Annotated in this window: 10 protein-coding genes; 6 read left to right on the forward strand and 4 right to left on the reverse strand. The window is 51.9% G+C overall.

Annotated elements, in window-relative coordinates; all coding sequences use genetic code 11:
- The first annotated feature begins 218 nt into the window (after window positions 1–218).
- The gene (locus AWM70_RS02065; RefSeq protein ID WP_068693931.1) at window positions 219–1,148 is read left to right on the forward strand and encodes a VanZ family protein; all 930 of its coding nucleotides are present in this window, start codon (window positions 219–221) and stop codon (window positions 1,146–1,148) included.
- 510 nt (window positions 1,149–1,658) lie between these two features.
- Window positions 1,659–3,077: a group II intron reverse transcriptase/maturase gene (gene ltrA / locus AWM70_RS02070; protein ID WP_068693838.1), complete on the forward strand. Its 1,419-nt coding sequence runs from the start codon at window positions 1,659–1,661 to the stop codon at window positions 3,075–3,077.
- Between the two features lie 109 nt (window positions 3,078–3,186).
- On the opposite strand, the gene AWM70_RS02075 is transcribed toward ltrA, so the two are convergent.
- Window positions 3,187–4,038 (reverse strand): sulfurtransferase, encoded by an 852-nt coding sequence (locus AWM70_RS02075; protein WP_068693932.1) that lies wholly within the window; start codon window positions 4,036–4,038, stop codon window positions 3,187–3,189.
- Window positions 4,039–4,390: 352 nt separating this feature from the next.
- Window positions 4,391–4,603 (reverse strand): hypothetical protein, encoded by a 213-nt coding sequence (locus AWM70_RS02085; protein WP_068693937.1) that lies wholly within the window; start codon window positions 4,601–4,603, stop codon window positions 4,391–4,393.
- 266 nt (window positions 4,604–4,869) lie between these two features.
- Here AWM70_RS02085 and AWM70_RS02090 point away from each other — a divergent pair, with 266 nt between their 5' ends.
- On the forward strand, window positions 4,870–6,279 hold the full coding sequence (locus AWM70_RS02090; protein ID WP_068693939.1) for a deoxyguanosinetriphosphate triphosphohydrolase family protein: 1,410 nt from the start codon (window positions 4,870–4,872) through the stop codon (window positions 6,277–6,279).
- A gap of 73 nt (window positions 6,280–6,352) precedes the next feature.
- Here the strand turns inward: AWM70_RS02090 and AWM70_RS02095 are convergent, their stop codons facing one another.
- The gene (locus tag AWM70_RS02095) at window positions 6,353–6,922 is read right to left on the reverse strand and encodes a thymidine kinase (protein ID WP_068693941.1); all 570 of its coding nucleotides are present in this window, start codon (window positions 6,920–6,922) and stop codon (window positions 6,353–6,355) included.
- A 192-nt stretch (window positions 6,923–7,114) separates the two neighbouring features.
- Here AWM70_RS02095 and AWM70_RS02100 point away from each other — a divergent pair, with 192 nt between their 5' ends.
- The 3 genes from AWM70_RS02100 (at window position 7,115) to AWM70_RS02110 (ending at window position 10,783) form a co-directional block, all read left to right on the forward strand.
- Window positions 7,115–8,584 carry a carboxylesterase/lipase family protein gene (locus AWM70_RS02100; protein ID WP_068693943.1) on the forward strand — a complete coding sequence of 490 codons (1,470 nt, stop codon included), beginning with the start codon at window positions 7,115–7,117 and terminating at the stop codon, window positions 8,582–8,584.
- Window positions 8,585–8,695: 111 nt separating this feature from the next.
- Window positions 8,696–10,084: an aldehyde dehydrogenase gene (locus AWM70_RS02105; RefSeq protein ID WP_418303195.1), complete on the forward strand. Its 1,389-nt coding sequence runs from the start codon at window positions 8,696–8,698 to the stop codon at window positions 10,082–10,084.
- Between the two features lie 120 nt (window positions 10,085–10,204).
- Window positions 10,205–10,783: a hypothetical protein gene (locus AWM70_RS02110; RefSeq protein ID WP_068693945.1), complete on the forward strand. Its 579-nt coding sequence runs from the start codon at window positions 10,205–10,207 to the stop codon at window positions 10,781–10,783.
- Between the two features lie 24 nt (window positions 10,784–10,807).
- Here AWM70_RS02110 and AWM70_RS02115 read toward each other — a convergent pair whose 3' ends face one another.
- Window positions 10,808–12,130, reverse strand: a complete 1,323-nt coding sequence (locus tag AWM70_RS02115; protein ID WP_068700288.1) for a S8 family peptidase — start codon at window positions 12,128–12,130, stop codon at window positions 10,808–10,810.
- Window positions 12,131–12,318 lie beyond the last annotated feature (188 nt).

Consider the following 12,318-nt stretch of genomic DNA (forward strand, 5'->3'; position numbering starts at 1 on the left):
TAATTTGACCTTTTTTGACCTTTTGACTTTATTTGATGAATTTAGGGCAACCGGGCACTGGACTGGGAGGGGGCGAGGTCCCGCTAGCTGCATCCCTTTTATTTGTACCGGGAACCCACAGACAAAATGATTGGGGGGACTGATACAATTAACGATCAGAATCCGTCTTATAAAGGAGATCTTAGAAAAAACATACGTTTAGTTATAAGGAGATACCCATGTTTAAACAACACAAGATTATTTTCTCTGCAGCTATACTTTATACCGTTTTAATTCTTTATTTTATTCTTTTTGGTTTCGGCAGAATACATCACGTAGAGAATACATCTGGTTACACCTTTCTTTTATTGCCGGACGGTTTCTTTGAATTGCCAAGTCCATCTGACCTCCTGCATCCTACTCTGATGGATCTTGTAACTATTGGAAACATCGCAGCTTTCATCCCTTTTGGAATAGCGGTTCCCTTGTTATACCGGATCAAATTCACTCGATTTATTGTATGGTTTATCCTGTCTATCTTCCTGATTGAAACGGTGCAGGCGCTAACTTATCTCGGAAGTTTTGATGTTAACGACGTCATTCAAAACTCATTTGGCGCGATAATTGGATTCGGGACTTATAGACTTGGAATTCACGCCAAAAACGGTTGGAGAAGAATAGCCGCAATGGGTTTTTCCGCCATCGTGCTTCTGCTAGGAGTGTGGGGGATTTGTGGAGGCATTGACAGAGTTTTTACCAAAGTACAAGGTCCGTTTACAGCTTTAAACGAGTTGGGAGACAGCGCTGGAAATCCGGTAAAGGAGACAAAGCCGTACCGATTTACAGTCGGCGGCCAAGATATAGAACCTCAGTTTAACGTGTACAGCGCTGAAGGCAAAGAGAAGGCAGTTTATACCTATAAGTTGAACAAGAAGGAGTTTTATTTTTACTTGCAGTATGGAATCCCTGACCAAAGTGATTTTAAAGGAAACATCAGCGTTTCCGTAGACGGGCAGCAAATTTTGTTCAATTCAGAAAAGTATCAGGCTCATGCGCCGGCTATATTCAAGTGGTATTTCGAACAGGTAAATGAGCTTACGATAACTGTGGAGGGGAACGAAAAAGTGTGGGATATCGGATATAGGGGAATGAAATATTTTTGGAATTGATTACCGAAGCAATTGGAAGACAGACGAGGGCCAGGAATGCCAGGTCCCCTGTCAGATATAACGCTACTCAAGGAGAAAGGACCCGCGCTTACACGCGGGTCTTTTTAGTGTGCCACGCATGGCGATTAACTAGGTGGTGAAAGTCCACTGTGGGGGTTTGTAGTTACCAACCACTAGCCAAGAGCAAGGGTGTCCACCGCGAGGTGGAATCCAAAGGAAGCTGGAGGCAAACTTCCGGCCCAAGGAACACGAACATCATCAGGCATAGGATACGGGATGAGTCTGCTAAACAAGACGAAGTCCAATTAACTACACGGACGTACCAATGTAAATGATGTGGGTATATGGAAGGAAAGTGAATCGTCTTACCGTGGGAGGTCTCATGGACGTGAGGAGATGCACTTCGAATCACGGTTGAAACAAGATTTATCATGAGAAGTCAGCAGACGCCATAGTACCGCGAACAGTCGACGGTTCGAGGGAAGGGCTGAACCTTAGGAGGTGAAGTCAATGAAAGTTACCGAAACAGGAGCCAAGGGCAGCCAACTTCTAACGGAAGACTCTTTGCAAAAGAATAGTGCGGAACACGAAGGATATGCGGGAGTGCACAGTCCTGCGAGGATAACCGAAACCGACGACACCAACGCAACCGAGTCGAAGGACCGGTTGCTTGAGAAAATCGTTAGCAGGGACAACTTGAACGAAGCATTCAAGAGAGTCAAAGCGAACAAGGGATCGCACGGAATCGACGGGATGGGAGTAGATGAACTTCTACAATATCTCAGAGACAACGGCGAGACCATCAAGCAACTGATCTTGGGCGGCAAGTACCGCCCGAATCCCGTTCGAAGGGTAGAGATTCCCAAAGAGAACGGAAAGAAGAGAAACCTTGGCATCCCAACAGTGGTTGACCGAGTCATCCAGCAGGCAATCGCCCAAGTGCTTACGCCAATTTATGAGAGGCAGTTTTCAGACAACAGCTACGGATTCCGACCCAAACGGAGCGCACACCACGCGATGAAACGAAGCCAACAATACGTGCAAGAGGGATATCGTTACGTGGTGGATATGGACTTGGAGAAATACTTTGACACCGTCAACCAAAGCAAGCTTATCGAGGTGCTTTCAAGAACGATCAAAGACGGACGAGTGATCTCGCTCATCCATAAGTATCTCCGGGCGGGAGTCGTCGTGAAGCATAAGTTTGAGGACACGGAAATCGGCGTACCGCAGGGAGGGAACCTAAGTCCGATTCTCAGCAATATCATGCTGAATGAATTGGACAAGGAACTGGAAGCAAGAGGACATCGATTCGTGCGATACGCAGACGATATGCTCATATTCTGCCGGAGCAGGAGGAGTGCGGAGCGTACCCTGACGAAAATTCTCCCTTACATCGAGAAGAAGTTGTTTCTCAAGGTAAACCGGGAGAAAACGATTGTGGACGATGCGACAAAAGTTAAATTTCTTGGCTTCTCATTCTACCAGAGCAAAGGGGAAACGCGGGTCAGAATCCATCCCAAATCCGTATCCAAGATGAAAGCTAAAGTGAAAGAGCTAACGTCGAGAAGCAACGGAATGGGCAACACCGACCGGGCGCTGAAGCTTAGGCGTTACATCATGGGATGGGTAAATTATTTCAAGCTTGCTGACATGAAACAACTACTCCAAACCACTGATAAATGGATGAGAAGGCGTATCCGAATGGTCTTCTGGAAGCAATGGAAACGAGTGAGGACGAAACTCGAAAGGCTTATATCGCTCGGAATTCATGAACAGAAGGCGTGGGAATACGCAAACACAAGAAAGGGCTATTGGAGAATCTCCAATAGCCCAATCCTCTCGAAGTCCCTCGGTAACAATAGGCTGAAGAACCTCGGATTCCTTTTCTTTTCTGATTATTATCGACAAGTTACTGCGCATTCCTAATGGAACCGCCGTATACCGAACGGTACGTACGGTGGTGTGGGAGGTCGGCTGCCCAATTAATGGGTAGCCTCCTACCCGATTTTCCGGCTTTCAACCATAAAAGCAACTCCTAATCCTCTTTCCCTGCAGCCACGGGGTTCTCCTCATAGCTGATCCAATCGCTCCAGCTTCCCGCATAAAGCTTGGCCTGCGGATAGCCGAGCAGGTGCAGCGCCAGCACGTTTGGCGTGGCGCTCACGCCGGAACCGCAATAAACGATCACGTTGCGGTCCTGCTCCAGCGCTTCGGTTGCCGGCTTCAGCTGCTGACGGATTTCGGACTCCGCTTTCCAGGAGCCGCCGTCACGGAAGAGGTGTTTCCAGAAGCGGTTGACCGCGCCGGGGATATGCCCGGCTTTCTTGTCGAGCGGTTCGTGTTCGCCGGCATAGCGGCTTTCGTCCCGGGAATCAATGAGCAGGGCGTTTTGGCTGTTTACCGCAGACCGGACTTCGTGCACATCAGCGACCATAGACGCCTGGACCTTCGGTTCAAAAGAAGCCGGCACTACGATCCGGGTATCGGCCGTGACGGGGTAACCGCCCTTTTTCCAGACCGAATATCCTTCGTCCAGTACAGACACCTTATCGTGTCCCAGCCAGCGGAGCAGCCACCAAAGTCTGGCGGCATACATGCCTCCTTGATCGTCATAAGCAACGACGCGGACCTCATTGCCGATGCCGGCGCTGCTCAGTTTGGCCGCAAGCTCCTGCGGGTCCGGCAGCGGGTGTCTGCCTCCGTGTTCACCGGGAGGGGCGGACAAATCCTGTTCCAGATCCAGATACACAGCACCGGGGATGTGGTCTTCCTTATAAGCCAGCGCTCCGGCTTTCTGATCGGCTAAATTGAACCGGCAGTCGGCGATTACCAAATCAGGTTCATACATACGGGCAAGCAGCCATTGTTTGGATACGATGGGTTCCATCTTGCTCCTCCTCCTAAATGAATTGCTGGGCAGGCAGCCTAGTCATTTCGTGCTTTCGATTCGGTACTTCCCTCAATGTAGCACATGTAAAAAGAGTGTACAAATCCATAGCCGTTATCCAAAGGAAGAAATGAATCTGAAGCAGAATACGTCTATTCAGATCCATCGTCTGCATGCTGCTTATTTTAGTCCGAGATATTTTACAGCCTGCCGGGTTCTTAGCGATAAGCAGCATCAGGCGATTGCAAAGCTTCCTCTTAACAGACCAATCGCTTAAAAGGCCTATCACGTTTATACAAGCGTGCTAACAGCCATTTTTTTGGATACTCTAACATCATGAAGCCCATTTTCTTTATTTGCGGATCTCGTAGAACTGGCATTCCCTTCGGGAATGATAAGACATATCGCTAACACTGGATTGGGTAATGATCGTGTCGCTGGTAAAACGGATGACTACCGTATTCGAATCAATCATATGATCGTCGCGGAAGACGCGGATGCGCTGTTTCTGTTCAGCCGCTTCCTCAAAGTCAGCGTCCGTTAATAGCTCTCTGGTAATCGGCATACCCTATAACTCCTCCTCTTGTAGGCCGTTTAACAAGGGGATGCGGTTTCCTGACCGCAAACCTTATGTTTATTCCTTATTTTAGCGGCAGATGGCCCGGTTGGAAACGTCTCCCGAAAAATAAGGCTTTAAGTTCGGCGCAGGCGCGGCTACAATAGCATAAAGCGCCATTTGAGCGGTCAGGCGTTACATAACACTATAAGAAGTCCAAATCTAAATTGACGGCGGCTCGCCTAAAGCTTGGAAGATAAAGAGGAGTGCAGCTTATGAATATTCAGGAACTAAGACAACACCGGCAGTATCCGGACAATATCGGCCAGGAGCACAGCCGGGCTACTTTCGAGCGGGATTATTCCCGTCTGATCCACTCGCCGACCTTCCGCCGGCTCCAAGGGAAATCCCAGGTGTTCGGCGCAGGCACCGGCGACTACTACCGCACGCGGTTAACCCACTCCCTGGAAGTGGCGCAGATTGCCCGCGAAGCTGCAAGAAGCCTGATTAGAGCCTACCCTGCTGTTGAGACGGAGCGGGCCGGGCATCCCGGGCTGATTATTGATCCAGAAGTGGTGGAGTGCGCGGCCATTTCACATGATTTTGGACATCCCCCATTTGGACATAAAGGCGAAGAAGTGCTGGAAGGCATTCTGGAGAATTTAATAGAAGAAAAAATCAAACAGTCGCTGAAAGGCCGCAAGGTTTCCCCTGCGGAAGCGAGCCATACGCAGGAAGCGATCCGCCGGAAATACGAGCATTTCGAAGGCAACGCCCATAACTTCAGGCTGATGATGTTCCTGGAGAAAAGGGAAAGCCATGATGGCCTGAATTTGTCCGACGCCGTGCTGCTGGGTACCAACAAATATCCTTATCCGGGTACGGAAAATAAGAAGGGCCTCTACCACCATGAATGGGAGTACATCTCTTACATCCGGGACCAGTGGGGCATCCCGGCCGGCAAAAAGACGCTGGAAGCCCAGCTTATGGATCTGTGCGACGACATTGCTTATTCCGCGCATGATCTTGAGGACGGCATTAAAGCGGGCAAAATCGAAGTTCATGAACATTTCCTTAAGGACTCCCATATTCAAAAATTAATTGTTGAGAAAATTACAAGCCTTGAGGACGACTTCTGGAAAGGCTGGACCCGGGAAAAAATAGGGAGGAAGGTGGACGAGGTGCTGACCTCTTTCCTTCAGGTCTGGAATTCCAAAATGCCGACCTGCGATCACGACTATTCCCGTACCCGGCGGGAAGTCAAATCCCATTGGGTCAGCGTGTTCGTCGGCAGTCTCGGCGTCATCAGCGACGGCAACTGGCAGAAGGTGACGTTTGTTAAGGAAGGTTATGAAGACGAGGATATGCTCCGGACGGTCAGCGTGTTAAAAAGCTTCGCCTGGGTCACTATGATCCGCGACCTGCGGGTACAGCGGCTGCAGAAGCGCAGCGCCTGGGTGATCAAAAGGTTATGGGATGCCTTCGTCGATCCCGAAACCTCCAAATCGATCATTCCCGGGGACTGGCTGCGCCGGTTCGACCGCGACCAGCAGAAGCCGAACCCGATCTGGACCTGGGAGCATATGATCATTGATTACATTGCGGGCATGACCGATGCTTACGCCGAGAAAATTTACAACGAGCTTTACGGCCTGAAGGTTGGTACGATCTACGACATGGACTAACGGGTGCGGCAAAACGCCCGCTCCAAACAAAAGCCCGATTCCTGGTTAGCAGGAGCCGGGCTTTCTTTTATTTTTATAAAGGCGGGTTCGCGTGGCATTTGCGGCAAACCGGGTAATACGATTCGCTGCCGCCAATCTGGATCTGCTCTCCTGTATAAACGGGTTTGCCGTTTTCGACGCGCAGGTTCATGGTCGCCTTGCGTTCGCAAAACCAGCAGATCGTTTTCATTTCCTCAATTTTATCAGCATAAATGAGCATCAGCCGGCTGCCCTCGAACAGCTGGTTTTGGAAATCATTTTTGAGGCCAAACGCCATTACCGGCACATTCAGCTCATCGACGATCCGGACAAGCTGGCGGATATTTTCTTCGTTCAGAAACTGGCATTCGTCCACCAGCACGCAGTAGGGCTTCGGGTTATGTTCTTTGACAGCCGTATAGATGTCACTGTCATCAAAAATCGGGATAGCTTGTCTTCGAAAGCCGATCCGCGAGGAAACGAAGCCGACCTCATCACGGTTATCCACCGCCGACGTAAAGATCAATACAGGTTTGTCCTGCTCCTCATAATTGTGGGCCACCTTCAGAATTTCAATGGATTTGCCGCTGTTCATTGCTCCGTATTTGAAAAATAACTGTGCCAAGATCAACTGTTCCTTTCTATGGTTAAATCGCAAAACCGAAAACAGAAACTCCAATTATTCTATCACAAAAGAGGTTTTGAATCTGCCCATTCTCTTTGGTAAGGTATAGAGGAAGAACACTACCAGGCGATTTTCAGATAGCTTATCGGACCCTAAGGCGAATTAAGGCGACTCTAAGGAGGAAGAAGGAGCATGGCACAGCTTAAGGTGGATACACAATACGGAACGGTGGAGGGCATCAGCAGGGAGGGGGTCCGGATTTGGAAAGGACTTCCTTATGCCAGGCCGCCAATCGGTGAGCTTCGCTTCCAGGCGCCGGCTGCTCCGGAGCCGTGGGAAGGCATAAGAAAAGCGGATACATATGGTCCCATCAGCATACAGCCGGTCAATGAAACGGCCGGACTGTTTGGCCAGGATGCCGGAGCCGCTCCATCTGAAGACTGCCTGTACCTGAATGTGTGGGCCCCGGAGGAAGCGGAGAGCCAACCGCTGCCGGTGATGGTCTGGATTCACGGCGGAGCATTCGTTACCGGATCGGGGAGCGTCCCCATGTATGACGGAACCAGGTTTGCCCGCCAGGGCAAGGTAATTATGGTCAGTCTGAATTACCGTTTGGGTGTATTAGGTTTTTTGCATGCCGGTTATCTAGGGGAAGGCTTCACCTCCAATGCCGGGCTGCTGGATCAGATCGCCGCTCTGCAATGGGTGCAGGACAATATTGCGGGGTTTGGCGGCGATCCGCAGCAGGTTACGGTGTTTGGCGAGTCAGCCGGAAGCATGAGCATTGCGGCGCTGCTGGCGATGCCGCAGGCGAAAGGCTTGTTCCGGCGGGCCATTATGCAAAGCGGCGCTTCCCAGATTATGCCGGAGCCGGCTGCCCGCTCAATCACTGCGGCGCTGCTGGGTCTGCTCGGCATCAGCCCGCAGGAACCAGGCAAACTGAAGGCCGTGCCTCCGGAGCAGCTCATGGCGGCAGCGGGAGAACTGAGAAAGCGGTACGGCAACGATATTGCCATGCTGCAGCAGCCGGTTATCGACGCAGCGACGCTGCCCCATGAGCCGCTGGCGGCCATCCGGGAAGGCTTTGCCAAAGATATCGCGCTGATCATCGGCACCAACCGGGATGAAGGGGGATTATTCATCAGACCGGATACACCGGTTATGGAGGAGAAGGACTGGCTGCAGGCGATGGAGCTGATGACCGGCATCCGCGGGGAGACTGCAGCTGCGGTTGCCGCCCGGTATCCGCGGACAGCGGCGGGCCAAGCGCAAATTTTGACCGATCTGTATTTCTGGCGGTCTGCCCTGCAGTTTGCTGCCGCACAAAGCCGGCATGCTCCCGTCTGGATGTATCGTTTCGACTGGACGAGCGAAGCCCATCCCTTCTTAATGCAGGCGATACACGCCGGAGAAATTATGTTTGTTTTTGATCATCTGGAGCTGCTCGCCAATATTGGGGTGGAGGCGGATGCAGAGGCCCGGGCACTGGCGCACCGTATGCAGGAGGCTTGGGTTTCTTTTGCCAAACACGGCGCACCTGCGGTGGAAGGAACGGTTTGGCCGCCGTATGAGCTGCCGGAGCGTGCGACTTATATTTTTAATACGCAAGCTGAAGTTGTGAACGATCCCGATGCCGAGAAGCGGATGCTTCTGGGAGAATAGAACGGGCGATTACGGAATGTAAGCATGGAACTGGCTAAAAATGGGACTGGCAATTACGGGTGGTTTGTGATGCAGCCAGATAATCTGATGGAAGAGAGTAGGACAAGCCTTATGAGCAAGGAAGAGATCGGGATGGACCCGGATGGGATTCTGGACCGGCACAATGCTTTATTCGAGCAGGGGGGAACCGGGAGCATCGCGCTTCGTATTTTATATCTTCATCGCCTGAAGCAGGCGCTGAAGAAACATGAGGCCGACTGGTTTGCCGCTCTGAGAATGGATTTGAATAAATCCGACTTCGAAAGTTATACAACGGAGCTGGGGATCGTCCTTTCGGAGATCCGGTTTATCTCCAGCAGGCTGACCAGGTGGGCGAAGCCGCGCAAAGTTCGAACCGCGCTGACGCATGTCGGGTCCAAAAGTTTGATCATCAAGGAGCCGTATGGAACCGTACTGATTATCGCTCCGTGGAATTACCCGCTGCAGCTTGCCTTGTCTCCCCTGATCGGTGCCATTGCTGCGGGCAATACAGTTGTCCTCAAGCCGTCTGAATTAACGCCAAACGTATCGGCGCTGCTCAAACGGATTTTGGGCGAAGTATTTCCGGAGGATTATGTGACGGTTGTGGAAGGCGGGCCGGAAGTCAGCACCGCTTTACTGGCCAGGAAATTCGATTATATCTTTTTTACGGGAAGCGTAGGGGTCGGGAAAATCGTCATGGAGGCGGCGGCCAAACATTTAACGCCGGTTACCCTGGAGCTTGGGGGCAAAAGTCCCTGCATCGTGCATGACGATGCCAATCTGCCTCTCGCTGCGCGGAGAATCGTGTTCGGCAAGTTCACGAATGCCGGCCAAACCTGTATCGCTCCCGATTACTTGCTCGTTCATCGGCATGTACGGGATCGGCTGCTTGCGGAGCTGCAAGCCGAGCTTGTCCGGTTTTACGGCGAAGATCCGCTTAACAGCCCGGCTTATGGCCGCATTATCGGGCAGCGGCAATTTGACCGGCTGACGTCTTTTCTGCAGGACGGGCGAATCGTAGTTGGGGGCGAAGCCGACCGGGACAAGCTGAAGATCGCGCCGACCATTCTGGCAGATGTCCATTGGGGTATGCCAGTCATGCAGGAGGAGATATTTGGACCGCTGCTGCCTGTGCTTGTCTACGATGAACTGCAGGAAGTGATCGAATGGGTCCGGAAGCGTCCGAAGCCGCTTGCCCTATACCTGTTCACCGGAAGCCGAAAGGTTCAGAAGACCGTAACCCATGAGCTTTCCTTTGGCGGGGGAACCCTCAACGATACGCTGATGCATCTGGCCACACCTTATCTGCCGTTTGGCGGAGTTGGGGAAAGCGGGATGGGCAGTTATCACGGCTATGAGAGCTTCCGGACGTTTACGCATGAGAAAGGCATCGTCAAACAGACCACCTTGTTTGATTTCCCTTTCCGTTATCCGTTCGCCAAGCGGGGATTGTCGATCATTCGCAGGCTGTTGAAATAAGGAAGCTGCATCAAAAAAAGAAGGCCGGGTCTGGACAATCGTCCACCCGGCTGCGGGCTCTTCGTCATACCTTGTTAATGAGCGGTTATGCTCAAAGCAAGGTGAAGGAGGGCCTTTGTTATGTTGGTCAACACCTGCAAATCCAAACCGGTTCCAGGTATTACGCCACACGTCCTTTGCTCGATTGCCAAGGGAATGCTGCCTTTCTATCAGACTGTGGCAGCAAGCGAGCCCTTTGCCGGGCAGTGGAGCAGGGCGGTCGTCCGGGCTGATTTATCCGCCATGCGGAAACTGCTGGATGCCGTTGATCCTGCCTTAGGCAAAGAAGGTTTGGGAACGAACGGAATCGGTTACTTTATCACCTTTGGATTTCCGAAGACGGACGTTTATTATACAAACGGTATAACTATTCCCCCGGGAACGGTCCGTTTTACCTTTCAAACCGGTATTCACCGCCGGATCGCCAAAGCGGTAATTCCTTTCTATAAAGAGCTTATCTGCAACTGGCCCTATGCACAGGCGCTGGCCAAGGCGATTCGCAGAAAAGACCGGAAGGCGGCTGCTTATATGGTTAGAAGCCTGATTAACACCAAAGCTTTACGATCGGTGGAACTCGACAGATCCGGTCTTGCGCTGACGTTCAAATACCGTTCAACCCAATGGGTTTACCGGAATCTGCTCAACCCTGAGCCGTTCTAGGCGGGAGCAGAGGTTCTAGTTCCTTTAGGGAACGGAGCGTTCTGCGTTAATATAACCGGCACCGTAAATGTTGGGGTCTCGTCCTTGCCACAGGTCGGTTCCTTCAAGCAGCCTTTGTTTGATCCCGTCAGGTGTTATCCCCGGCTGGCTTTGTTTAATCAATGCGGCTATCCCGGCACAGATCGGCGTTGCCATGGAAGTGCCTGAGAGCTCGAAATAGTCGTCGCCGACCCGGTTCCATTTCTGGGTCCGGTCCAGATAAGAGCGGGGCGCGCGCAGGGACACGATGCGCGCCCCCGGAACAAGCAGATCCGGTTTGGAGATCCCGTATGGAGTTGGTCCGCGGCCCGAGAACAAGGCCGCTTCGTCGTCCTCGCGATTGTGCGGAGTCTGTTTATCATCGAGCGCGCCCACCGTAATCACCCGCGAGCTGATGCCCGGGCTGGTAATCGTGCCGGCGGCCGGTCCTTCATTTCCGGCGGAGACGCATACGGTAATGCCGGCTTCCCAGGCGGCATTGACGCTTTTGACAACCGGATCATCGATTTCGCTGGGATAAATCTCCGGCAAGGTGCCGATGGACAAACTGATAATGTCAATCGGGTCTTCGGGACAGATTTCATTGTGACGGATGCACCATTCCAAACCCTGCAAAATGGTTTCAATCGTTCCGTTGCCGTGTTTATCAAGCACCTTAATGCCGTAAATCCGGGATTCCGGCGCAGGTCCCGCGTATTTCCCGTCCGATTGTTTTCCGCTGCCGGCCGCGTCCCCGGCACAATGTGTGCCATGGCCGTGGTCATCATAAGGTTCGGACTGGCCGCCGATAAAGTCGGTAAACCCGGCTATTCGTCCCTCCAGATCCGGATGCGGGTAAATGCCGGTATCAATGATGGCGATCGTGACGCCCTTACCTGTAAGCCGTAGTCCGCTGCGGACAATCTTCCGAGCGTTGGCGGATTGAAGGGCCGAGTTTAATGTGACATGAACCTTGCGGTTAAGGTAAATCCGGTGGATTTGCCTGCTTAAAGGCAGCAGCTCTTTAAGCCCGCTTGGCGTGATTTCGGCGCTGCAGAAGCCGATCCGCTCAAAGTGGTTCCGCACTCTTCCGCTGCCTTGTTCACTCAGCCTCTGACTGAATCTGTTGATTTCGTCTTGATTTCCCTCTTTCCATTCTATGATCACAGGCAGTTTATGATTTTTGTGCAGAAAGCGGTCCATTTTGTACTTCAGGAAGCGGGGAAGCTTCGAGAATGATTGGTGCAGCCCCAGCAGCTCGGCACAGAGGGGCTGGTCAAGCTTGACGGCATAGGAATGAATCATTTGAATCATAGAGTCTTGATAAATAGTCATCGCCATCCTTTCTATACATCTGCCTGGTTAACCGCTCCCTTCTCTAGCAATCTATGAACGAACAAACCTCCGCGTAACGTTACCTGTCCTTGCTGCCGCCTGAAATTGGCGCGGTCGGGCTTTCGCATTGCAAAGCCGCTCTCTTTGGCCGATAATAAACGGGAGAATGAAGCTGAATTCGG

It is taken from the genome of Paenibacillus yonginensis, from assembly GCF_001685395.1.
In the GTDB taxonomy this organism is placed as follows: domain Bacteria; phylum Bacillota; class Bacilli; order Paenibacillales; family Paenibacillaceae; genus Fontibacillus; species Fontibacillus yonginensis.